The organism is Paracoccus sp. T5 (assembly GCF_048538155.2).
Classification (GTDB): domain Bacteria; phylum Pseudomonadota; class Alphaproteobacteria; order Rhodobacterales; family Rhodobacteraceae; genus Paracoccus.
The window spans coordinates 1435546-1458426 of record NZ_CM135809.1; the positions used below are offsets into that span (position 1 = coordinate 1435546).

Below are 22881 nucleotides of genomic sequence, written 5' to 3' on the forward strand. Positions count from 1 at the left end.
CATCCTGCGGGCGATGCCGCCTCTGCCGCTGGTAGGTCTGCACTAGGAAGGGTCAGCCAGGCGGCCCCGCAGGCCTTCCACTACCAGCGCAGCATCCGGCCCCCCAGCAGGGCGCCGGCCGCAGCGACGGTGAGGATCGCCAAGCCGTACCAGGTGGTGAAGAACAGCGGCGAGTCCTCGGTGCAGTAGAGCGCATATCCCGCGGCCGCCCCTCCCGAGGCTGCAAGGCCCACAAGCCCGCCCGTCAGTCCGGGCCGCAGGGTCGCGCCACGCCGGAACAGCACCAGTCCCAAAATCGTCGCAGGCGCCGCCAGCAGGCCGATCGACAGAAGGCAGGCCAGGACGCTGCTGCCCATGATCTCTGCTCCCACCAGTCCCGCGGGCGTCTGGACCAGGCGGGAGACGAAGAGCCCCAAGGCCGCCACGGCCGGAAAGGCCAACGGCCAGAGCGGCACCCTGGCGCCGGGACGCGCCGAGCGCAGCGCCAGGAGCAGCGCCGGAAGGGCAAGCCCCAAGGGCAGCACCAGCTTCAGGAGAACCTCGGGCCGCCCAAGCGCATGGGCCAGGTCGGCACGCGGCCCCGCCAGCCACAGGAAGAGACCGACGACCAGGGCGACCGTGCCGAAGAGCCGGGCCGCGGCGCCGGGCGCCGAGAGCCGGGCCGGGGGCGGGCAGGTGGCAAGTTGCGCGATCAGCGCGTCGGTGGTGGGTCGCGTCGTCATTTCATCCTCTCTGCCAGGGCGGCAAGCCGTTTCAGGGCGCGGTGCAGCGCGATCCGGACCGCGCCCGCGCTGACGCCAAGGCCGGCTGCGGCCTCTTCGGGGCTCTGCCCCTCCAGCTTGACCGCGCGGACCAGGGCGGCCGAACGCGGGTCGATCATGCCCAGCATCCGCTGGGCGTCCCGGGCCGCCAAGGGCAAGGGCTCGGGCGTGGCGACCAGGAGATCCGCCACATCCTCGATCGGCAGCTCGATCGCGCGGCCGCGCCGCCGGCAGGCATCGACGATCTTGTGGCGCGCCACCGCGTAAAGCCAGGGCCGCACCGGCGTTCCCGGATGCCAGCTCTGCCGCTTGAGATGGACGGCCAGCAGGACCTCCTGCAGGATATCCTCGTGAAGATCGGCGGGCAGTCCGCCGGCGCGGGCCCGGATCAGGCGGCGCAGCATGGGAACCACCTCGGTCAGGAAGCACAGAAAGGCCGCCGCGTCGCCGTCATTGGCGCGCGCCAGCAATACCTCCCAGCTGACATCGGCGTTCAGGGCAGCCTCCTGTCGTCGTGCGGCGATGCGCAGGGTAGCGCCGCCCATGGGCCCCGGGCAATGCCCCGCACGTGTCAGGCCCAGCGCCTGTGTCATGACATCGCGGCCGCAAGCCCCTGGTCCAGCAGGGCCTTGATCTCGGCCCGGCCGGTGCCGGCGACGATGCGGCCGATCTCGCGGCGTCCGTCCAGCACCACCAGGGTCGACCGGCGCGGGATCGCCAAGGCCCGCGACAGCTCGCCCCGGCCATGCTCGTCCCAATCCACGGTGATGAAGCGGATCGCCTTGTCATAGGCGGGATTCTCGGCCCGCAGAGCGCTGATCACCCGGTCCTGCGCCGCGCAGGTGCTGCACCAGCTGGCCCAGAAATCCAGCAGCATGACCTCGCCCCTCTCCATCAGCTCCTCGGCCATGCCGGGGACGTAAAGGGTCCGTTCGTTGCTCCAAGCCGCGGGGGCAATGGCAAGGGCGGCGGCAGAGACCAGCAGGGTTCGACGGTTCATGATGTCCTCGTGGTTCAGAAGGTGACGGAAAGATCGATGAGCCAGGCCGGCAGCCAGGCGATCAGCGCGGCCTCCGCCCGGTGATGCAGGCCCAGGAACAGGGCAAGCCCCACGGCGATGAAGGCCAGTCCCAGGGCCGTGCGCGCCCGGGCGGCAAGGCCGGCCATGCGCGCGGCGTTGCGGCGCAGGAACCCCCGCAGGCCGTAGGCGCCGGCCAGGATCAGGGTCGAGACACCCATGGCGAAGGCGGCCATGATGGCGCCCGCGCGTCCCAGGTCCTGGCCGGCGCTGGCCAGCGCGATGGCCGCGCCCAGGGTGGGACCGATGCAGGGGCTCCAGACCGCACCCAACAGCGTGCCGCCGAGGAATTCGCGACCGAGGCCGCGCCCCTGCGGCATCATCGCATCCGCCGAGCCTGCAAGCCCGGCCGTGGCGGCGGCAAAGCGACGGTTCAGGACGGGTGTCAGCATCACGGCGCCAAAGCCCACCATGGCCAGTGCGGCCACCCGGCCGACATCCTCGGGGTAAAGGCCCAGGGCCGGCCCAAGCGCCGCGACGCCCAGGCCCAAGGTGACGAAGGACAGGCTCATGCCGGCGGCCAGCGCCAGGGGGCCGCGGGGATCTGATCCGATACTGGCCGTCAGGACGATCGGCAGGACCGGCAGGACGCAGGGGTTGATCAGCGTCAGGAGGCCCGCGACATATGCGAAGGCAAGCTCCATCTCAGCGCAAGCCCGCGGGACGGTCGAGCCCCAGCAGGTGATCCAGCGAGATCCGCCCCGGCCCCAGCGCCGCCACCGCCAGCAGCGCCGCGGCCCAGAGCCCGTGCGTCACCCAGGCGTCGGGATAGACAAAGATCTGGATCACCGCGGTCATCCCCAGAAGTCCCAGGGCCGACAGCCGCGTCATCAGGCCCAGCACCATCAGCACCGGCAGCGCGTGTTCCGCCAGCGTCGCCATCACCGCAGCCCAAGGGGCGGGGATGATCGGCAGGGCGTATTCATGCTGGAACAGGAACCAGGTGCTGTCCTTGATCGAGAAGCCGTCGACCTTGGTGCGGCCCGATTGCCAGAAGACGATGGCCGGAAAGATCCGCAGCATCAGCGCCACCAGATCGACCGGGATGCGCGAGGCGAGGGTATTGAGGCGGTTGATCACGGCGCCACCTCCTTGATCCCGACGATGACGCCTGCGCGCATCAGGCTGACAAGGCGCGGCTGTGGATCGTGATCGGGCTGGACCCGCAGCGCTGCCTGCGCGGCGGCACCAAGCCTGCGGCCTGCCAGCATCCCTTCGACCAGTGCCGCGTCGCCAGGGCCGATCGCCTCGACCGGCACGGCATGGGACATGTCGCGCAGGATCAGCGCGGTCTGGGGCCCGCTTGGCAGGGGCAGGGACCGTGCCTGCGGCTGGTGGCGCGCCCAGATCGCCACCGCAGGATGTCCAAGGCGCATCACCATGACCGAAGGATGCAGGCGCAGGATCAGCTGTTCGGGATCGGCAGAGGCCGGATCGGCCGCATCCAGGGGCGGCATGTCCGCAGCGTGATAGGCCAGGCCGCGCGCGAATTCGATCCGCGCTACATCGGCCATATAGGACCAGCCTGCCAAAGGCGGGAAACGCGCCAGGAAATCGGGGAATGCAGCACCCCATTCGGCCAGCACGGGCGAGCGCGGGGGATCCCGATCGATGAAGGCGCGGGCAAGGGCGCGAAAGAAATCCTCGCCCACCAGTTGCCGGATGACCGGAAAGCGGCGCGCCAGGGCCTCCGACAGGCTGACGACGACATTGTTGCGATAGACCGCAAAGCGTCGCGGTGTTTCCGCAGGGTCGCATGCGGTCACGCCCGGCGGCAGTTCGCTGCCCCCAAGGGCGTGCTGAAAGCGGGTAAGGAACTCAGCATGCATGGGCCGGCACTCCGATCCCCGCCAGCAGCCGGGCGGTCCGGGTGGCCTCGGCTGCCAGGACCGGCCATTCGGGCAGGTCGTTGTCCCATTCGACCAGCGTCGGCCTTGGCCCGATCCGGGCGATCACCTCTGCATAGAGGGTCCAGACCGGATCCGCCACGGCAGCCCCGTGGCTGTCGATCAGCAGCGGCCCCGATGGCAGGTCCTCGGCCTCGTGGCCGCCCAGGTGGATCTCCCCGACCGCCGCCATGGGATAGTCTGCAAGATAGCCGCGCGGGTCGATGCGGTGATTGGTGCAGGAGACGAAGACATTGTTGATGTCCAGCAGCAGGCCGCAGCCGGTGCGGGCGACCACCTGCGCCAGGAACTCGGTCTCGGGCATCTGGGACTGGGCGAAGGTCACGTAGGTTGCCGGGTTCTCCAACAGCATCCGGCGCCCCAGGGCGGCCTGGACTTGGTCGACATGATCGCAGACCAGCGCCAGCGTCTCGGCGGTGTAGGGCAGGGGCAGCAGGTCGTTCAGGTAATGGTCGCCGTGGCTGGACCAGGCCAGATGCTCGGAAAAGCTCTCGGGTTGATACCGGTCGCAAAGCTCGCGCAGCCGGGCCAGGTGCCCCTTGTCCAGCCCGCGCGCACCGCCGATCGACAGGCCCACGCCGTGGACGGACAGCGCGTGATCTGCCCGCAGTGCGGTCAGCTGCGCATGGGGCGGCCCGCCCGCGCCCAGATAGTTCTCGGCATGGACCTCGAAGAACGAGATGCCGCGGGCGCCGCTGCGAATGGCGGCGAAATGTTCGGGCTTGAAGCCGACGCCGGCTCCCAGGGGCAGATCAGTCATGGCGTCCTCCAGGGAAAGGCGGGCGCGGCCCCGGGCCGCACCCGGCCGGCTCATGCCGGGATGTCACGCTCCAGCGGTTCAAGGGAACCTTCGCGCGCGCTGCCATCCGCAGCGGCGGGCAGTTCCATCGACTGGCAGGTGCCTGCCGGGACCAGCGTCCAGGCATTGCCCTGGTAATCCATGGTCGAGCTCCCCGCGCAGGTCGTGCCCGGTCCGGCCGCGCAGTCGTTCTGCCCGGCCATCGAGACGCCGTAGCATTTTTCCATCTCCTGCGCCTGGACGGCGGTGGCGGCCATTGCGCCCAAGGCGCAGGCCAGCGAGGCGCCCAAGGCAAGGCGGGACGAGGTTGCGGTCATGTTGATCTCCCCTGTTGTCGGAAAGGCCGAAGCGCCCTTCCTCATGCAAGTCGCAGCGGGCGCCTGTTTTGTTACAGGCTGCGCGGGATTTTTTTTAGGTGCAGTGGATGCGCGCTGGGCGCGCGGCTCCGGGGACGGATTTGGGAAGCAGCAAGGTCCGGCAGTGCCCCTGCGGCCATGCGCATTGCGGGACACCCTAAGCAACCGAGATCGCATCCCGGTGATCTGCAGGGTTGACGCCAGTCGCCGGTTGTTGGAGCCACAGCCGACAGGAGGCATCCGACTGACAACGCCGCAGGGGGCCGATCGCGCCGCGCGTACGGCAGCCCAAGGGAACCCAAGGCTGAACCGCCGGTTACATCCCGAGCCACAGCGGCCAGCCGTGGCGCCGAAGGACAGGGACAAAAGATACCGACATGAACGACGCGCCGATGCCCTATTGCGGCCCCGCGCCCGCGCCCGGACAGCTGTGGCAGGCCTGGAACCTCGACCTGCTTCTGCTGGTGGGGCTGGCCGCCTTTTCGGTTCTGCTGTGGCGCGCAGCCGGGCGCCAGGGCAGGGGCGGCGCTGCGCTGGCATTGCTGGCGCTGGTGGTGGCCTTCGTCTCGCCCCTCTGCGCGCTGACGGTGGCGCTGTTTTCGGCGCGGGCGGCGCATCACGTGCTGCTGACCACGGTCGCCGCGCCGGCGCTGGCTGTCGCTCTGCCCCTGCTGCCGCGCCTGCCGGTCAGCCTGTCGCTTGCGGCCCTGTCTGCCGCGATCATCGCCTGGCACCTGCCGACGGTTTATTGGGCCATATGGGCCTCGGACGGTTTCTATTGGATCATGCAGGCGGCCATGCTGGTGCCAGCCTGGATCTTCTGGTCGGGCGTCCTCAGCCCCGGCATCACGGCCGAGGCGGCCCTGCGCCGGGCCCTGTTCGTGGGCGGGCTGGCCGGGATCATGGGCCTGGTCGGCGCCGCGCTGACCTTCGCGCCGGGCGTTCTCTACATTCAGCATGTCGACGGCGCTGCGCGCTGGGGCCTGCCGGCGCTGGCGGACCAGCAGCTGGCCGGGCTGATCATGTGGGTGCCGGGCTTCCTGCCGCTAGCGGCGCTGGCCTTCCTGATGCTGCGGCGCGGCTGGCAGCGCGGGTTTGCCGCATGATCGCGTCGCTGAAGTTCGTCCATTTGGCGGCGATGCTGTGCTGGTGCGCGGGGCTGATCGCGCTGCCGCTGTTGCTGAGCCTCTATGGGGGCGCCTGGCGGCGGGACCGGGGTGGGGCGCAATTGCAGGCGCGTTATGCCGAATTCCGTCTGATCACCCATTACGGCTATGTGGGCTTTGCCACGCCCGCGGCGGTCATCGCCATCGCCTCGGGGACCGGGCTGATCTTTGCGGCGGGGGTCTTCGACCTGTGGTTCGCAGCCAAGCTTGCCCTCGTGTCCGGAATGGCGCTGGTCCATGCCTGGATCGGCCATTTTATCCTGAGTTCAGCCGAACAACGGGGTACCAGCCGCTTGCCCTCGCCCTTGATCGCGCTGGGAATGGCGCTGCCGCTGATCATCGGGGTGCTGTGGCTGGTCCTGGCCAAGCCCGATCTGTCGGGCGTGGCGGACTGGTTGCCGGACTTCATGCTGGAGCCCTGGGGTCAGATGCACTGGGGAGAGGCATGATGAACCCGCCCTCAGTCCTGCTTTCCCTGATGCGTCCCGATCTGATAGTCGAAGACCAGCTTGCCGCCGTGCCAGCCGGTGATGCCGGTCATACCCGCCCCCAGGGCCGAGATGAATGCGCCCCAGGGCAGCACCGCCCCCACCGGATCGCCAAGGCGAAAGCCCCAGTTCAGGCCCAGCACCGACAGCAGCATGACGGCCAGCACGAAATGCGTCCAGCTGGCGCTGCGGATGCGGATGCCCGACACCATCAGCAGCTCGAACGTGCCGGTCACGCCGGCCAGAACCCCCATGCCGAACGCGAAGCCCGCGGCCCACAGGGCGACCCGCGGCCAGAACTCGTCCCCGGTCAGCCAGTAGAACGCATCCGCGCCAAAGACCGAGAATGCCAGCGCGATGGGAAAGGCCACCATCATCGCGTGCAGCGGGTGACCGGCAAGGGCGATCTTGCTTTCGGTCTGGTCAAAGGCGATGTGCTCCTCGATCGGGTCCGTCAAGCGGCGGCGTTGCTTCCACGAATACTTCTGTCGCATGGGGGGGCCCTTCTGGTTCGCGCATTCAGGTACAAGCCCGCCGCTTTGCTGGCGGTTCCGCTGCTGGCGGGTTGCGATGGGCCGCTGAGCACGCTGTCGCCCGCCGGTCCCATCGCCTCCGAGATCGCCCGACTGTGGTGGGTCATGCTGATCGGCGCCGGCCTGATCACCGCGCTGGTGATGGTCCTGCTGTCGCTGGCGCTTTTGCGCAACACGCCGGGCGGGGATCCCGAAAGGTCGGAACGGCGGTGGATCTATGGCTGGGGCCTGGGCTTCACGCTGACCGGGCTGACCCTGCTGCTGGGCTTTGCCCTGTGGACGGGAGAGCGGATGCTGGCCCGCGACGATGACACCCTGACCGTGCGGGCGCAGGCCTCGCAATGGATGTGGGACTTCGTGCAGCCGGGTCCGGATGGCCAGCCGGTCGCGACCCGGGGTGTCCTCTATGTCCCCGCCGGCCGGCCCTTCGACGTCGTGATCACCTCGACCGACGTAATCCACGGCTTCTGGGTGCCGCAGCTGGGCGGCAAGATGGACGCGATCCCCGGCCACCCCAACCTGCACCGTCTGATGGCCGCGACCCCCGGCCGATACGAGGGCCAATGCGCCGAATTCTGCGGCCGCGGCCACCCCTTCATGCGGTTCGAGGTGGTCGCCTATGATCCGGCCGGGCCCATGCCCGATTTCGTCAGCGACCCGCAGCTGACACGCGAACCGCCCCTGTCGGGCACCCCCGTCACCGATCCGTCCGCCGAGGAAGCCCGCCCATGACCGATGCCAGCCTGACCTCGGGACAAGGGGAGACCACCGCCGACGCCCTGGCCGACATCGCCTCCAACCCGCCGCAGCGTGCCTTGGGCCTGCACCGCGAACTGGACCGGGTCTGGGCCGACCTGCCGGGCTGGCGCGGCTTCTTCACCTCGGTCAACCACGGCACGATCGGCCTGCGATTCATGGCGACGGCCTTTGTCTTCTTCGCCATCGGCGGCGTTCTGGCCATGCTGATTCGCGCGCAGCTGGCGACGCGGAATGGCGCCTTCCTGGACAATGACCTCTACAACCAGATCTTCACGATGCATGGCAGCATCATGATGTTCCTGTTCGCGATCCCCCTGCTGGAGGGGCTGGCGCTGTGGCTTCTGCCCAAGATCCTGGGCGCGCGGGACATGGCCTTTCCCCGGCTCAGTGCGCTCGGCTATTTCTGCTATCTCTTTGGCGGCACGGTGATCGTGCTGTCGCTGCTGTTCGGGGTGGCGCCCGACGGCGGCTGGTTCATGTATGTGCCGCTGACCGACAAGACCTATTCCCCCGGCATCAACGCCGATGTCTGGCTGCTGGGTGTTACCTTCGTCGAGATCTCGGCCATGGCCGCGGCCGTCGAGATCACCGTGACCATCCTGCGCTGCCGCGCCGCCGACATGCCCCTGACCCGGATGCCGCTGATGGGCTGGTACCTGCTGGGCACCTCCGTGATGATGCTGGTGGGGTTTCCTCCGCTGATCCTGGGCTCGATCCTGCTGGAGGTGCAGCGCGCCTTTGACTGGCCCTTCTTCGACGTGGCGCGGGGCGGCTCGCCCATGCTGTGGCAGCACCTGTTCTGGCTGTTCGGCCACCCCGAGGTCTATATCATCTTCCTGCCGGCGGCGGGCGCATTGTCGACCATCATTCCGGTGCTCAGTCGCACCCCCATCCTGGGATACGGGGCTCTGGTCGCGGCCGTGATCGGGCTGGTCTTCCTGTCCTTCGGCCTCTGGGTGCATCACATGTTCACGGTGGGCATCCCGCACATGGCGCTGGCATTTTTCTCGGCGGCGTCCGCGCTGGTGGCGGTGCCGACGGCGGTGCAGGTCTTTGCCTGGATCGGCACCATGTGGGAGGGCCGCGTCCAGTTCCGCCTGCCCATGCTTTACATCATCGGCTTCTTCGCGACCTTCGTGATGGGCGGGCTGACGGGGGTCATGCTGGCCATGGTGCCCTTCAACTGGCAGGCGCATGACACGCATTTCGTGGTGGCCCACCTGCATTACGTGCTGATCGGCGGCTTCGTCTTTCCGATGCTGGCGGCGGTCAGTTACTGGATGCCGCTGATCTGCGGGCGCTGGCGCGTCAGGGGCCTGGGCGAGGCCGCCTTCTGGCTGATCTTCATCGGTTTCCACGGCACCTTCTTCATCATGCACCTGACCGGCCTTCTGGGGATGCCCCGGCGTGTCGGCGTCTATCCGGGCAATCCGGAATGGGAATGGCTGAACCTGATCTCGTCCATCTTCGGGATGATCCAGTCGGCGGGTTTCGCGCTGTTCGCCTTCGACCTGTTCATGCAGTGGATGTTCGGGCGGCGCAGCTGGCGCAACCCGTGGCAGGCGCCGTCGCTTGAATGGGCGATGCCGATGCCGGCGCCCTCCTACAACTTCGCCTCGCTGCCCGGACCGCGACAGCCCGATGCCGGCGCCATGCTGCCCTTGGCGCGGGGCGAGGGGCTGCTGCCCGGCGCGCCGCGCGGCTGGCGCGAGACGCTGGTTGTCGAGCCCGGCAGCGGCCGGCCCCAGCACGTGGCGGTCCTGGCCAGCAACACCGCGCTGCCGGTGGCTACCTCTGCCGCGATCGGCAGCTTTTTCGCGATGATGCTGGCGGGCTTCTACTGGCTGGCGCCCCTGGGCATCCTGGCCACGCTGGTCGTCGCGTGGAAATGGGGCGCGATCATGGGCACTGACCGCGACCATGCGCCGGTCGATGTCGCCCCGGGCCTGCAGCTGCCGCTGCACTGGCAGGTGCGCAACACGCTTGGCTATACCGGGGTCGTGGCGCTGCTGGTGGCGGATGCGACGCTCTACGGCTCCCTGCTGTTCGGGGTGGGCTTCCTGACCGTCGTGGCCCCGAACTGGCCCGCACCCGCAAGCGCCATCGCGACCTGGCCGATGCTGGTGATGTCGGGGGGCGCGCTGGCGCTGATGGCCTTGGGCGCATTGGCCGCTTGGGTGGCCGAGGCGCGCCGGGCCACGGGCGCCGCGCTTTGGACGCGGATCGGGCTTTTGTCCTCTGCAGGCGCGCTTCTCCTGCTGGGCGGCATCGCCTTCGGCCTCGACGATCCGACCCGCCATGCCCGCGACGCCCTGCGGGGCGCGACGCTGGGGTTTGCCATGGTCCATGGCGTCATCGCGCTGATGCTGGCGCTGCGGGCCGACGCGGACGCCCGCAGCGGTCGGATCGGGGTGCAGCGGCGCGGCGCGATCCCGCCCTGGCAGCTGTTTCAGCTGTTCTGGCTGGGCACCTCGGCGGCCTCGATGGCGCTGATCCTGGCGCAGGAGGTGCTGTGATGGGCTGGCTGGCGCGGGCCTTGGCCGGGCCGATCCTCTGGTCGGCGCTTTTCGTGCTGGTCTATGCGCTGCACGGGACCGGGTGCAGCCTGGGCTGGACCGACCATCCGGTCTTCTTCACCGATCTGCATCACGCGGCGATGTGGGCGGTCTGGCTGGCGGGCCTTGCGCTGCATGTCGTGCTGGTGGTGATCCTGCCCACCGGATCGGGGCGCGCCCGCAGGGTCGTCGTCGCGGGATCCTGGATCGGCCTCGTCGCCAGCACCTTCACGCTGTTCCCGGTGATCGCGACCTCGACCTGCTTCTGAGATTGAGCGTACGGTCCGCGCCGTGCTAGTCCGGCGCCCAAGGGCCCGGTCAGGGCCGCCGGAAAGGCCCGTCGCATGTCCACCTCCTGTTCCCCTGCCGGGCCCGCCCGGTGACCCCCGCCGCCCGCATCGCAGCCGCCATCGGTGTGCTGGACGACATCCTGGTTGGCGCGCCCGCCGAACAGGCGCTGCTGCGATGGTCGCGGGCCAGCCGCTTTGCGGGCTCGGGCGACCGCGCGGCGCTGCGCGATCTCGTCTTCGGGGCGCTGCGGCAACGTGACAGCCTGGCGGCCTTGGGCGGCGGTCTGTCCGGACGCGGGCTGATGATCGGCCATGCAAGGGCGCAGGGCCTGAGGCTTTCGCAGCTGTTCACCGGAGAAGGCCATGCTCCGGCGCCCCTGACGGCGGCAGAGGACGCTCATGTTCCGCCGCAGACGTTGCCCGATGATCTGCCCGACTGGCTGCGTCCGGCCTGGCACCAGGCCCTTGGGGATGACGCCCCCACCGTGGCCCAAGCCATGACGGCCCGTGCCCCGGTCTGGCTGCGCGTGAACCTGTCGCGCACCGATCCCCGGGCCGCTGCCGCCGCCCTTCAGGCGGCCGGCATCCAGACGCAGCCTTGGCCCGCCTTGCCCTCGGCGCTTTGCGTCACCGCCAATGAACGCGCCGTGGCCCGGTCTGCCGCCTATCGCGACGGGCTGGTCGAGCTTCAGGACCTGTCGCCGCAACTGGCCTGCGCCCGGCTGCCGCTGTCGGAGGGCGACCGCGTTCTGGATTTCTGCGCCGGCGGTGGCGGCAAGGCACTGGCCTTGGCATCCCGACAGCCAAATGCCAGGGTCGTCGCGCATGACCGCTCGGCCCCGCGCATGGCCGACCTGCCGGCGCGCGCGGCCCGGGCAGGTCTGCGCATCGCGATCGACGCACGGCCTGCCGGCAGCTTCGACCTGGTCGTGACGGATGTGCCCTGTTCGGGGTCGGGAACCTGGCGGCGGACCCCCGATGCCAAGTGGCGCCTGACCCCGGCCCAGCTGTCGGAACTGCTGGCCGTGCAGGGCCAGATCCTGGACCAGGTGGTGCCGCTGCTGCGTCCGGGCGGGCACCTGGCCTATATGACCTGCTCGGTCCTTTCGGCCGAGAACGACGACCAGATCGCAGCCTTCTGCCAGCGCCATCCGCATTTCACCCTGGTCGAGAGGAACCTCTGGACGCCGCTGGAGGCGAGCGACGGCTTCTACATGGCCCTGCTGCGCGCGGAGGCGCAGAGCGGTTAACGCAAATTTAATCCCTCCCGCGCTATCGCAGGACCTGTGGCACGGCAGGGGGACGATTCGCATGGCGCATCTGGACGAACAGGCGGGACTGCCGCGGGGCGCCCTGGCGGCGCTGCCGCTGCTGCTGGCACCGATGGTCCTGGGCGCGTCTATCCTGATCGTGGCCCCCGCAGCCGCGACCGGGCGCGCGGCGGTGATCCTTTCGACCGTTGCGGTCGCCTGGTACCTGCTGGGCGGTGCGGTCGCGCTGTCGCATTTCGCGCGCGGCCTGGCGGCCCGCCGCGCGCTCGGCTCGATCAAGGGAGAGGTCGCGGCGGCCTCCGACCCGGTGTGGCTCTGTGATGCGGATGGGCAGGTACTCTACCAGAACGCCGCCTCCCTGCAGAAGTTCGAGGATCTGACGGGACGGTCGATCCTCAGCCTGATGGCCCGCCTCAGGGCAGACGCGCCAAGCGGGGCCGCGGACCTGACGCTGCGGGCGATGCGCCTCGGCAATGCCGAGCTGGAACTTCCCGACGGCGACATGCTGTCCCTCAGCTGCATGCCGGACGCGCCGCTGCACATCTGGGCCTTTCATCGCGCCGGTGCTGTTCTCGACAGTTTCGAGATCGCGCTGGCGATGAACGACGGCCCGCCCGCCGACGATTTCGAGGCGATCCCGGTCGCGCTGCTGCGCCTTGGGATGGATGGCGCGATCCTGCGCGCGAACGGCCACGCGCGGGCGCTGCTTGAGGGCATGGTGGCGCCCGATGACAGTGGCCAAACTCTGTCCTCGCTGCTGGAAGGGCCAGGGCGGTCGCTGACAAACTGGCTCTCCGACATCGCCGCAGGGCGGGCCCTGAACCAGACCGAGGTCCTGCGCCTGCGCCACCCCGACAGCCGCGTCAGCGACCTGCGGGACCGCCACTATCAGCTGTCGGTCGCGCGGGATCCGGGCGATCCTCACCAGCTGATCGCGGTCCTGTCGGATGCCAGTGCGCTGAAGACCCTCGAGGCGCAATTCGTTCAGAGCCAGAAGATGCAGGCCATCGGCCAGCTGGCCGGCGGCGTTGCCCATGATTTCAACAATCTTCTGACCGCAATCAGCGGACACTGCGATCTGCTGATGCTTCGGCGCGACAAGGGCGATCCCGATTATGCGGACCTGGACCAGATCAGCCAGAACGCCAACCGCGCGGCGGCCCTGGTCGGACAGCTTCTGGCCTTCTCGCGCAAGCAGACGCTGAAGCTGGAGACGCTGGACCTTCGCGACACGCTGGCCGACCTGACCCATCTGCTGAACAGGCTGGTTGGCGAACGCGTCGGCCTGACCATCACCTATGACCCCGCGCTGAGCGCCATCCGCGCCGACAAGCGCCAACTGGAGCAGGTTATCATGAACCTCGTCGTGAATGCCCGGGACGCCATGCCCGGCGGAGGCGACATCACCGTCCGCACCGAGAATCTTCGGCTGTCGGCGCCCCTGGTGCGGGACCGCGCGACCCTGCCGACGGGCGACTATGTCCGCATCACGGTCAGCGACCAGGGCTGCGGCATCGCGCCCGATCATCTCGACAAGATTTTCGAGCCGTTCTTCACCACCAAGCGCACGGGCGAAGGCACGGGTCTGGGTCTGTCGACCGCCTATGGGATCGTCAAGCAGACCGGCGGCTATATCTTCTGCGACAGCACGCAGGGGCAAGGGACATGCTTTTCGCTCTATTTCCCGGCCCATGCGGGGCCGGTGGCCAATGTGACGCCGTTGCCGATGCCTGCCAGCCGCGCGGCGCCCCAGCTGCAGACCGGGCCGCGCGCGACCGTCCTTCTGGTCGAGGACGAGGCCCCGGTCCGCGCCTTCGCCTCGCGTGCGCTGAAGCTCAAGGGCTATGACGTGCTGGAGGCCGCATCGGGAGAGGCGGCGCTCGAGCTGCTTCAGAACGGAAACCGGCAGGTGGACATCTTTGTCACCGACGTGGTCATGCCGGGCCTGGACGGGCCGGCATGGGTACGCGAGGCGCGCAAGCTGCTGCCCTCGGCAAGCGTCATCTTCATGTCAGGCTATACCGAGGACATCTTTGTGGAAGGGCAGGTGCCGGTGCCCGACGCGGTCTTCCTCGCCAAGCCCTTCACGCTGACCGAGCTGACCCAGCTGGTCGAGGCGCAGCTGGCGCGCCCCACAGGCGGCCGGCTGCACTAGGCCGCCCGTCCTCCCTCAGATCGACTGGTACAGTTCCAAGTCACGGGCCATGGCGGTCCGCAGCCCCTGTTCGGCGACCGGGTCCAGATGGACGTCGACACTGGGCGGGACGTTGATGCGGGGCAGTTCGATCGCGCAGTCAAGGCGGCCTTCCAGAAAATCCACGAAGTCCTGGATGCGCTCATAGGGAAAGATCCGGTCGACCGATCCCGCATCGTCGGTCAGGAACGCGCTCTGGCTGCCGATCCCCAGCTGGCCAGGACCGCCCTCGCGCGCATAGCTTGCGGCGAAGTCGGCAAAGAGGACGCCTTCCATCGCGTGCTGCGGATCGTCCTGATCGTCGCGCAGCTTGAAACGGTACCAGCTGCGCAGCCAGTCCACCGGCTCGCGCATCAGGGCGACGGTGGTGAAGTCTGCCCCCGTTTGCGCCTTGAGCCAGGGCCCCAGGTGGCGTCGGAAGGTCGAGATGCTGGTGTGCTTCACCTCCGCAGGCCGTTGCAGCGACACGGCCGCCAGCGATTCCAGCGCCATCTCGATCGCGCTGGACCCGGCCTTGGGGGTCGCCAGGAAGACAAGACGTTGTTCCCAGAAAATCAGCATCCCCGCCGCCTTTGATCTGTTTCATTTTCCCAGACCCGCGGTGGATAGCTGCCCCGCCAGCCACTGTAAACGCTTTGTTAACCGCTTTGCCGGCATGCTGAGTTCGATAGGGTTAGGCAATTCACCACGATGTCTTGAAATCCGCGTGGCTATGGCACATCTATGCGAACAGGACGTGAACATCCGGTCGGCCGAATTGATTGCCCCGCCCGGAGGGCTGTGAAATAACATGGGGAACCACATGGCACAGGCGAGCATCTTCGACATGACTGACAAACGCAGCGCGGACAAGCAGAAGGCCCTGGACAGTGCCCTGGCCCAGATCGAACGCCAGTTCGGCAAGGGCTCTATCATGAAGCTGGGCAAGGACAGCCCCATCGCCGAGATCGAGGCGACCTCGACCGGATCGCTGGGGCTGGACATCGCCCTTGGCATCGGCGGCCTGCCGAAGGGTCGAATCATCGAGATCTTTGGCCCCGAGAGCTCGGGCAAGACGACGCTGACGCTGCATGTCGTGGCCGAGGAGCAGAAAAAGGGCGGGATCTGCGCCTTCGTGGACGCCGAACACGCGCTGGATCCGCAATACGCCAAGAAGCTGGGCGTGAACCTCGATGAGCTGCTGATCAGCCAGCCCGACACGGGCGAACAGGCGCTGGAGATCGTCGATACGCTGGTGCGCTCGGGCGCGGTCAGCCTGGTCGTGGTCGACTCAGTGGCGGCGCTGACGCCAAAGTCCGAGATCGAGGGCGACATGGGCGACATGCAGATGGGCAGCCAGGCCCGCCTGATGAGCCAGGCCATGCGCAAGCTGACCGCCAGCATCGGGCGTTCGAACTGCATGGTGATCTTCATCAACCAGATCCGCATGAAGATCGGCGTCATGTTCGGCAGCCCCGAAACCACCACGGGCGGCAACGCGCTGAAATTCTATGCCTCGGTGCGGCTCGACATCCGCCGCACCGGCTCGGTCAAGGACCGCGATGAGGTGACGGGCAACACGACGCGCGTGAAGGTCGTCAAGAACAAGGTCGCGCCGCCCTTCCGGCAGGTGGAATTCGACATCATGTATGGCGAAGGCATCAGCAAGGTCGGCGAACTGATCGACCTGGGCGTCAAGGCCGGCGTGGTCGAGAAGTCGGGCGCCTGGTATTCCTATGGCGATGAGCGCATCGGCCAGGGCCGCGAAAATGCCAAGCAGTTCCTGCGCGACCGTCCCGAGGTGGCCTATGCGATCGAGGACAAGATCCGCGCCAGCCACGGCCTGGAATTCGGCTTCGACGGCAACAGCACCGATGATGCGCTGACCGAGGACTGATCTGGAACGACTGCCTGACAGATCGGGGCGCGGGGGCCATGCCTTCGCGCCCCTTCTTCATGCGCGGCCAGGCTGCGCAAGTTGACGCCCCGCGAGGGGTGTTGCTGGACAGCAAAGCCCGGCAGGGATAGACCATGCACCGACCCGGCACGGCCGGAGACAGCAGAACCGATTTGCGATGAAGGCCCGCCATGCCCAGTCTGAATGACATCCGCTCGACTTTCCTTGGCTATTTCGAAAAGAACGGGCACCGCGTGGTGGACAGCAGCCCGCTGGTCCCCCGCAACGACCCGACGCTGATGTTCGCGAACTCGGGCATGGTGCAGTTCAAGAACCTGTTCACCGGCGTCGAGACCCGCGACTACAAGCGCGCCACCACCGCCCAGAAATGCGTGCGCGCCGGCGGCAAGCACAACGACCTGGACAACGTGGGCTATACCGCGCGCCACCACACCTTCTTCGAGATGCTGGGCAACTTCAGCTTTGGCGACTATTTCAAGGAACAGGCCATCCCCTATGCTTGGGAGCTGCTGACGAAGGAATTCGGCATCCCAAGGGACCGGCTGCTGGTGACCGTCTACCACACCGACGACGAAGCCGCGCAGATCTGGAAGAAGGTCGCGGGCCTGACCGACGACCGGATCATCCGCATCCCGACCAGCGACAACTTCTGGCAGATGGGCCCGACCGGTCCCTGCGGCCCCTGCACCGAGATCTTCTTCGACCACGGCGACAAGATCTGGGGCGGCCCTCCGGGTTCGGCGGATGAGGATGGCGACCGCTTCATCGAGATCTGGAACCTGGTCTTCATGCAGAACGAGCAGTTCGAGGACGGGTCCATGCGCGCGCTGGACATGCAGTCGATCGACACCGGCATGGGGCTGGAGCGGATCGGCGCACTGCTTCAGGGCAAGCACGACAACTATGACACCGACCTGATGCGCTCGCTGATCGAGGCCAGCGCCCATGCGACCAGCGCGGACCCCGACGGGCCGGGCAAGGTCCATCACCGGGTGATCGCCGATCATCTGCGCTCGACCAGCTTCCTGATTGCGGACGGGGTGATGCCCAGCAATGAGGGGCGCGGCTATGTGCTGCGCCGGATCATGCGCCGCGCGATGCGCCATGCCCACATGCTGGGTGCGCAGGATCCGGTCATGCACAAGCTGGTCCCCGCGCTGGTGCGCCAGATGGGTGCCGCCTATCCGGAACTGAGCCGTGCCCAGGCCATGATCGAGGAAACGCTGCGCTCCGAGGAGACGCGGTTCCGCCAGACGCTGGATCGTGGCCTGCGTCTGCTGGACGACGAGCTGTCGCGCCTGCCCGAGGGTGCCGACCTGCCGGGCGAGGCGGCCTTCAAGCTCTACGACACCTACGGCTTCCCGCTCGACCTGACCCAGGACGCGCTGCGCGAAAAGGGTCGTGCGGTCGAGGTCGAGGGCTTTGACGCGGCCATGGCCGAGCAAAAGCGCATGGCGCGGGCGGCCTGGTCCGGCTCGGGCGAGGCGGCTGATGCGACCATCTGGTTCGAGCTGGCCGAAAAGCACGGGGCGACCGAGTTCCTGGGCTATGACACCGAGGAGGCCGAGGGCCAGATCACCGCGCTGGTGATCGACGGGTCCGACACGGCCGAGGCGGGCGAGGGGACCAAGGTCGCCATCGTGGTGAACCAGTCGCCCTTCTATGCCGAAAGCGGCGGCCAGGTCGGCGATACCGGGTTAATCAAGACCGAAACCGGCGCGGCCCGCGTCACCGACACCCGCAAGGTGGCCGGCGTCTTCATCCACCAGGCCGAGGTCACGATGGGCACCATCGCGCGCGGCCAGGGCGCCACGCTGAGCGTCGATCACCATCGCCGCGGCGCGATCCGGGCGAACCACTCGGCCACGCACCTGCTGCACGAGGCGCTGCGGCGCGCGCTTGGCGATCACGTTGCGCAGCGCGGCAGCCTGAACGCGCCCGACCGTCTGCGCTTTGACTTCAGCCACAACCACGCCGTCACGGCCGAGGAACTGGGGCAGATCGAGGCGGAGGTGAACGAGTTCATCCGCCAGAACAGCCCTGTGGACACCCGGATCATGACCCCGGACGAGGCGCGCGGCCTGGGGGCGCAGGCCCTGTTTGGCGAGAAGTACGGCGACGAGGTTCGCGTCGTCTCGATGGGCCAGCTGACCGGCAGCGGCAAGGGCAGCGACGGCGGCACCTATTCGCTGGAACTGTGCGGCGGCACCCATGTGGCCCGCACCGGCGATATCGGCGCCTTCGCGCTGCTGGGCGATAGTGCCTCCAGCGCGGGCGTCCGGCGGATCGAGGCGCTGACGGGCCAGGCCGCGCTGGACCACCTGCGCGATGCCGACCGCCGCCTGACCGAGATCGCGGGCATCCTCAAGTCACAATCGGCCGAGGTGGTGAACCGCGTGCGTGCGCTGGCCGACGAACGCAAGGCGCTGGCCAACGAGGTTGCGCAGCTCAAGCGTCAGCTGGCCATGGGCGGCGGTGGCGGCTCCGAGGCGCAGGATGTTGGCGGGCTGAAGTTCATCGGCCGCAAGGTCGAGGGTGTCGGCGGCAAGGAACTGGGCGCCTTGGTGGACGAGATGAAGGCGCAGCTGGGCAGCGGCGTCGTGCTGGTCCTGGCCGAGGCCGAGGGCAAGGCGACCGTCGCGGCCGGCGTGACCCCGGACCTGACCGGCCGCGTCAGTGCCGTGGCGCTGGTCCAGGCGGCCACGGCGGCCTTGGGCGGCAAGGGCGGCGGGGGCCGTCCCGACCGCGCTCAGGGTGGCGCGCCCAGCCTGAAGGCCGCGGATGCGGCCTTTGCCGAAGCCCGCAAACTGATCGAGGAAAGCGCATGACCGCCCTGTGGATCGCCCATGTCACCGTCACCGACGCCGAGGCCTATGGCCGCTATGCCAAGGAGGCAGGGCCGGCCATTGCCGCGCATGGCGGCGTCTTCCTGGCGCGCGGCGGCCGCTATCACCAACTTGAGGGCAATGACCGGGCGCGCAACGTCGTGGCGCGCTTTCCCAGCCTGGAAGCGGCGGTTGCCTGTTATCACAGCAGCGAATACCAGGCCGCCCTTGCCCATGCCAAAGGCGCAAGCGAACGCGATCTCGTGATCGTTGAAGAAACGCCACCGCCTTCCGCATAGGGTGATTATTTCATACCTTCATGCTAGATCTGTTACAAATCAGGCACGAAGGGGCAGGGCATGTGTCGCTGGGCCGCCTATCTGGGCGCACCGATCTTTCTGGAAGACATCGTCAGCCGTCCGGCCCATTCGCTGATCCGGCAGAGCCAGGGCGCGATGCGCTGCCTGACGCCGGTCAATGCCGACGGCTTCGGCATCGCCTGGTACGGCGAACGGCCCGAGCCAGGTCTTTATCGCGACGTCATGCCGGCCTGGTCCGACCCGAACCTGCGCAGCCTGGTGGCGCAGGTGCGCTCCGGCCTGTTTCTGGCCCATGTCCGCGCCTCGACCGGCACCGCGACCAGCCGCAACAACTGCCATCCCTTCACGGCCGGGCGCTGGTCCTTCATGCACAACGGCCAGTTCGGCGGCTATGATGGGTTCCGCCGCCATGCCGACGTGCTGATCCGGGACGAGTTCTATCCCCATCGCAAGGGCGCCACCGACAGTGAGGCGCTGTTCCTGGTCGCCTTGGGCGAGGGGCTGGACCATGATCCCAAGGGTGCCATGGAGCGGGCCTTGGGCCAGCTGACGGCCTTGGCCCGCCTGCGGGGCGAGGCGCCGCATGTGCGGGCGGCCTGCGCGCTGTCGGATGGGCAGCGCCTCCATGTGCTGCGCTACAGCAGCGACGACCACGCGCCCTCGCTCTACTACCGCTGGTCGGACACGCGGCAGGGCTGGGCCGTGGTTTCGGAACCCTTGGAAACGGACGAGGCCGACTGGCAGGAGGTTCCCGCCGGCAGCTTCTGCACGTTCGACGGTCAGAAGGTCCAGATCACGGATTTCCGCCCGGTCTCCCTCAGCGCGGCAGCCTGAAGGTCAGACCACTGGGGCCGCCCCTGCAGCAGTCGGACCCGCAGCAACCTTTGCCCGGCGAAAGACCAGCAGGTTGTGATAGACGGTGCTGCGCCCGGTCAGGCCGCTGCGCTCCTCGCTCGGAAGGACATCGGCGCGCAGGTATTCCCAGCCATCTGCCGCCATCCGGTTCAGTTCGGCGGTCAGGGTCGCGGCATAGCGCTCGGTCGGCGTCTTGGCATCCTTGCCCTTGTCGCCGCGCGTGGGGGCGGCAATCGCGATATAGTCGAAACCCTGGTCTGCCATGGCCGTCTGGATCCTGCGGTCGGGCCCGGGGCCCGCGATGGGGGAACGGTCCCGGCGTGGCGGGACCGCGGCTGCCTTACTGGCCCAGCTTGCGCGCGACCAACTCGTTCACGGCGGCGGGATTGGCCTTGCCGCCCGTCGCCTTCAGCACCTGGCCCACGAACCAGCCGGCCAGCTTGGGATTGGCCTTGGCCTTTTCGACCTGCGCGGGGTTGTCGGCGATGATCTGGTCGACCGCCGCCTCGATGGCGCCCAGGTCGGTGACCTGCTTCATGCCGCGGGCCTCGACGATCTGGGCCGGATCGCCGCCCTCGGTCCAGAGGATCTCGAACAGGTCCTTGGCGATCTTGCCCGAGATCGCGCCCCCGGCGATCAGGTCGATCACTCCGCCCAGCTGCACGGCCGAGACGGGCGAGGTGGCAACCGATAGCCCTTCCCTGTTCAGGCGCCCGAACAGCTCGTTGATGACCCAGTTTGCGGCCATCTTGCCGTCGCGGCCCGCAGCCACGGCCTCGAAGTAGTCGGCGTTCTCGACCTCGGCCGTCAGCACGCCCGCGTCATATTCCGACAGGCCCATGTCGCGGACAAAGCGGGCCTTCTTTTCATCCGGCAGCTCGGGCATCAGCGTGGCGATATCATCGACCCAGGCCTGCTCGATCTCCAGCGGCAGCAGGTCGGGATCGGGGAAGTAGCGATAGTCATGCGCCTCCTCCTTCGACCGCATCGACCGCGTCTCGCCCTTGTCGGGATCATAAAGCCGCGTTTCCTGCACGATGCTGCCGCCATCCTCCAGGATGGCGATCTGGCGGCGCGCTTCGTAGTCGATGGCCGCCTGGATGAAGCGCAGCGAGTTCATGTTCTTGATCTCGCAGCGCGTGCCCAGATGGCCGAAATCGCCCGTCTCCTGATAGCGCTCATAGGCGCCCGGCTTGCAGACGCTGACGTTCACGTCGGCGCGCAGGTTGCCGTTCTGCATGTTGCCGTCGCAGGTTCCCAGATAGCGCATGATCTGGCGCAGCTTGGCGACATAGGCGGCCGCCTCCTCGGGCCCGCGAATGTCGGGGCGGCTGACGATCTCCATCAGGGCGACGCCGGTGCGGTTCAGGTCCACAAAGCTCATCGTCGGGTCCATGTCATGGATCGACTTGCCCGCATCCTGCTCCAGGTGGATGCGCTCGATCCGCACGCGGCGGGCGACGCCCGGGCCCATGTCGACCAGCACCTCGCCCTCACCGACGATCGGATGGTACAGCTGGCTGATCTGATAGCCCTGCGGCAGGTCGGGATAGAAATAGTTCTTGCGGTCAAAGGCGCTGCGCAGGTTGATCGCGGCCTTCAGCCCCAGACCGGTCCGCACCGCCTGCGCCACGCAGAATTCGTTGATCACCGGCAGCATCCCGGGCATGGCCGCGTCCACGAAGGCCACGTTGCTGTTCGGCTCGGACCCGAAATTCGTCGAGGCGCCCGAGAAGAGCTTGGCCTTGGAGGCGACCTGCGCATGAACCTCAAGGCCGATCACCAGTTCCCAATCGCTTTTCGCGCCCTCGATCACCTTGGGCTGGGGGGCGGTATAGGTCAGGTCAAGCATCTGCGGCCTCGTCTGCGGCGAAAACGGTCTGGCGGCGGTTCTAGGACAAGGGCGCGGCAATGTCACGGGCTGCCGAGAGCCGCCGCCCGGCGATCTTCCTTTCGGCCCGCGAATCAGCACGATCGGAGGCAAAAGCTTAAATTTGTCCTAAACAGGACGAACGGATGGGGATCGTGGCAGGGCCATCGGCGGATTTCCGACCATCCCGCACCCGCGTCAAGGCATGTTCCCGCCTAGCGTGTGACAGGAATGTTGCCTTGTTGGGAACCTTCTTTAAGCCGGTGGCAGCGAAACAGCCCCTTGAGGTTTCAGATGCGCGCTGCGCTCTCCCTAGCTGCCCTGGCCCTGATAGCCGCCTGTTCCACCAGCCCCACGACAACGGCCGAAACGGCCGTTCAGGCTCAGGAACTCGCACTGGCCCAGACGCCTCCGATGCGGTGGGGAGAGCGCAAGGGATCTGATGAATGGACCAAGGCCACGCTGGCCGCGCTGGACCGCGAAGGCGTGACCATCCTGTCGCGCGTTCCCAACGACATCACCGAATTCTGCCCCAACTATCGTCAGCTGGCCGAGCCGGGGCGCAAGGCTTTTTGGGCGGGTCTGCTGTCGGCGGTGGCCAAGCACGAAAGCACCTACAACCCGCAGGCCGCAGGCGGCGGCGGGCGCTGGATTGGGCTGATGCAGATCGCTCCGGCAACTTGGCGGCATTACGGCTGCGACGGCAACATCCGCGACGGCGCCGACAACATGTCCTGCGCGGTCAAGATCATGTCGCGCCAGGTCGGCCGCGACAATGCCGTGGCGCGCGACGGCAGCGGCTGGCGCGGCGTCGCCCGCGATTGGGCACCGATGCGCAGCTCCTCCAAGCGCGCCGACATCGCCGCCTGGACCTCCAGCCAGAGCTATTGCAGCGCCTCCAGCTGAGCGCCGGGCATCAGGGTCAACACAAACAAGGGGCGCGCCGGGTGGCGCGCC

General features: G+C 68.1%; 24 protein-coding genes. 12 read left to right on the forward strand and 12 right to left on the reverse strand.

Annotated features, from left to right (window positions below):
• Nucleotides 1–80: 80 nt before the first annotated feature.
• Genes ACNR9W_RS07080 through ACNR9W_RS07115 form a run of 8 tightly spaced genes read right to left on the reverse strand, consistent with a single transcriptional unit; the run spans nt 81 to nt 4862 of the window.
• The gene (locus tag ACNR9W_RS07080; RefSeq protein ID WP_419268149.1) at nt 81–722 is read right to left on the reverse strand and encodes an NrsF family protein; all 642 of its coding nucleotides are present in this window, start codon (nt 720–722) and stop codon (nt 81–83) included.
• Entirely contained in the window at nt 719–1354 is a 636-nt protein-coding gene (locus tag ACNR9W_RS07085) for a sigma-70 family RNA polymerase sigma factor (protein WP_419268150.1), read from the reverse strand. The genes ACNR9W_RS07080 and ACNR9W_RS07085 overlap by 4 nt, the downstream gene beginning before the upstream one ends.
• Nucleotides 1351–1761: a thioredoxin family protein gene (locus ACNR9W_RS07090; RefSeq protein ID WP_419268151.1), complete on the reverse strand. Its 411-nt coding sequence runs from the start codon at nt 1759–1761 to the stop codon at nt 1351–1353. The genes ACNR9W_RS07085 and ACNR9W_RS07090 overlap by 4 nt, the downstream gene beginning before the upstream one ends.
• Nucleotides 1762–1775: 14 nt before the next feature.
• Complete coding sequence (locus tag ACNR9W_RS07095) at nt 1776–2483, reverse strand: cytochrome c biogenesis CcdA family protein (protein WP_419268152.1); 708 nt, start codon at nt 2481–2483, stop codon at nt 1776–1778.
• 1 nt (nt 2484) lies between these two features.
• A complete protein-coding gene (locus ACNR9W_RS07100) occupies nt 2485–2919 on the reverse strand; it encodes a DoxX family protein (protein ID WP_419268153.1) in 435 nt (144 codons plus the stop codon).
• On the reverse strand, nt 2916–3668 hold the full coding sequence (locus ACNR9W_RS07105; RefSeq protein WP_419268154.1) for an HvfC/BufC N-terminal domain-containing protein: 753 nt from the start codon (nt 3666–3668) through the stop codon (nt 2916–2918). Before ACNR9W_RS07105 ends, ACNR9W_RS07100 begins: the two co-directional genes overlap by 4 nt.
• Nucleotides 3658–4506 (reverse strand): MNIO family bufferin maturase, encoded by an 849-nt coding sequence (bufB, locus tag ACNR9W_RS07110; protein ID WP_419268155.1) that lies wholly within the window; start codon nt 4504–4506, stop codon nt 3658–3660. Before bufB ends, ACNR9W_RS07105 begins: the two co-directional genes overlap by 11 nt.
• Before the next feature lie 50 nt (nt 4507–4556).
• The gene (locus ACNR9W_RS07115) at nt 4557–4862 is read right to left on the reverse strand and encodes a BufA1 family periplasmic bufferin-type metallophore (protein WP_419268156.1); all 306 of its coding nucleotides are present in this window, start codon (nt 4860–4862) and stop codon (nt 4557–4559) included.
• Between the two features lie 416 nt (nt 4863–5278).
• Between ACNR9W_RS07115 and ACNR9W_RS07120 the strand changes: the two genes are divergently transcribed.
• Together ACNR9W_RS07120 and ACNR9W_RS07125 are read left to right on the forward strand one after the other, a co-directional pair.
• Nucleotides 5279–6007 carry a cytochrome c oxidase assembly protein gene (locus tag ACNR9W_RS07120; RefSeq protein ID WP_419268157.1) on the forward strand — a complete coding sequence of 243 codons (729 nt, stop codon included), beginning with the start codon at nt 5279–5281 and terminating at the stop codon, nt 6005–6007.
• Nucleotides 6004–6516: a CopD family protein gene (locus ACNR9W_RS07125; RefSeq protein WP_419268158.1), complete on the forward strand. Its 513-nt coding sequence runs from the start codon at nt 6004–6006 to the stop codon at nt 6514–6516. Before ACNR9W_RS07120 ends, ACNR9W_RS07125 begins: the two co-directional genes overlap by 4 nt.
• Before the next feature lie 11 nt (nt 6517–6527).
• Here the strand turns inward: ACNR9W_RS07125 and ACNR9W_RS07130 are convergent, their stop codons facing one another.
• The gene (locus ACNR9W_RS07130; RefSeq protein WP_419268159.1) at nt 6528–7013 is read right to left on the reverse strand and encodes a DUF2231 domain-containing protein; all 486 of its coding nucleotides are present in this window, start codon (nt 7011–7013) and stop codon (nt 6528–6530) included.
• An 81-nt stretch (nt 7014–7094) separates the two neighbouring features.
• Here ACNR9W_RS07130 and ACNR9W_RS07135 point away from each other — a divergent pair, with 81 nt between their 5' ends.
• The 5 genes from ACNR9W_RS07135 to ACNR9W_RS07155 all read left to right on the forward strand — a co-directional run bounded on the left by ACNR9W_RS07135 (nt 7095) and on the right by ACNR9W_RS07155 (nt 14118).
• Entirely contained in the window at nt 7095–7820 is a 726-nt protein-coding gene (locus ACNR9W_RS07135) for a cytochrome c oxidase subunit II (protein WP_419268160.1), read from the forward strand.
• The gene (gene ctaD / locus ACNR9W_RS07140; protein ID WP_419268161.1) at nt 7817–10363 is read left to right on the forward strand and encodes a cytochrome c oxidase subunit I; all 2547 of its coding nucleotides are present in this window, start codon (nt 7817–7819) and stop codon (nt 10361–10363) included. The genes ACNR9W_RS07135 and ctaD overlap by 4 nt, the downstream gene beginning before the upstream one ends.
• A complete protein-coding gene (locus ACNR9W_RS07145) occupies nt 10363–10671 on the forward strand; it encodes a hypothetical protein (protein WP_419268162.1) in 309 nt (102 codons plus the stop codon). The genes ctaD and ACNR9W_RS07145 overlap by 1 nt, the downstream gene beginning before the upstream one ends.
• Before the next feature lie 110 nt (nt 10672–10781).
• Nucleotides 10782–11942: an RsmB/NOP family class I SAM-dependent RNA methyltransferase gene (locus ACNR9W_RS07150; protein WP_419268163.1), complete on the forward strand. Its 1161-nt coding sequence runs from the start codon at nt 10782–10784 to the stop codon at nt 11940–11942.
• A 61-nt stretch (nt 11943–12003) separates the two neighbouring features.
• Nucleotides 12004–14118, forward strand: coding sequence for an ATP-binding protein (locus tag ACNR9W_RS07155; RefSeq protein WP_419268164.1), 2115 nt, complete (start codon nt 12004–12006; stop codon nt 14116–14118).
• A gap of 15 nt (nt 14119–14133) precedes the next feature.
• Here the strand turns inward: ACNR9W_RS07155 and ACNR9W_RS07160 are convergent, their stop codons facing one another.
• Nucleotides 14134–14718 carry a hypothetical protein gene (locus tag ACNR9W_RS07160; RefSeq protein WP_419268165.1) on the reverse strand — a complete coding sequence of 195 codons (585 nt, stop codon included), beginning with the start codon at nt 14716–14718 and terminating at the stop codon, nt 14134–14136.
• 241 nt (nt 14719–14959) lie between these two features.
• Between ACNR9W_RS07160 and recA the strand changes: the two genes are divergently transcribed.
• From recA to ACNR9W_RS07180, 4 genes are all read left to right on the forward strand, one after another.
• Complete coding sequence (gene recA, locus ACNR9W_RS07165; protein ID WP_419268166.1) at nt 14960–16033, forward strand: recombinase RecA; 1074 nt, start codon at nt 14960–14962, stop codon at nt 16031–16033.
• Between the two features lie 191 nt (nt 16034–16224).
• Entirely contained in the window at nt 16225–18882 is a 2658-nt protein-coding gene (alaS, locus tag ACNR9W_RS07170; protein WP_419268167.1) for an alanine--tRNA ligase, read from the forward strand.
• The gene (locus ACNR9W_RS07175; RefSeq protein WP_419268168.1) at nt 18879–19178 is read left to right on the forward strand and encodes a DUF1330 domain-containing protein; all 300 of its coding nucleotides are present in this window, start codon (nt 18879–18881) and stop codon (nt 19176–19178) included. The genes alaS and ACNR9W_RS07175 overlap by 4 nt, the downstream gene beginning before the upstream one ends.
• Before the next feature lie 60 nt (nt 19179–19238).
• Entirely contained in the window at nt 19239–20033 is a 795-nt protein-coding gene (locus tag ACNR9W_RS07180) for a class II glutamine amidotransferase (RefSeq protein WP_419268169.1), read from the forward strand.
• A gap of 3 nt (nt 20034–20036) precedes the next feature.
• Here the strand turns inward: ACNR9W_RS07180 and ACNR9W_RS07185 are convergent, their stop codons facing one another.
• Both ACNR9W_RS07185 and gatB read right to left on the reverse strand, forming a co-directional pair.
• Complete coding sequence (locus tag ACNR9W_RS07185; protein WP_419268170.1) at nt 20037–20318, reverse strand: DUF4177 domain-containing protein; 282 nt, start codon at nt 20316–20318, stop codon at nt 20037–20039.
• Between the two features lie 76 nt (nt 20319–20394).
• Entirely contained in the window at nt 20395–21906 is a 1512-nt protein-coding gene (gatB, locus tag ACNR9W_RS07190; protein ID WP_419268171.1) for an Asp-tRNA(Asn)/Glu-tRNA(Gln) amidotransferase subunit GatB, read from the reverse strand.
• A gap of 312 nt (nt 21907–22218) precedes the next feature.
• Between gatB and ACNR9W_RS07195 the strand changes: the two genes are divergently transcribed.
• Nucleotides 22219–22830 carry a lytic transglycosylase domain-containing protein gene (locus ACNR9W_RS07195; RefSeq protein WP_419268172.1) on the forward strand — a complete coding sequence of 204 codons (612 nt, stop codon included), beginning with the start codon at nt 22219–22221 and terminating at the stop codon, nt 22828–22830.
• Nucleotides 22831–22881 lie beyond the last annotated feature (51 nt).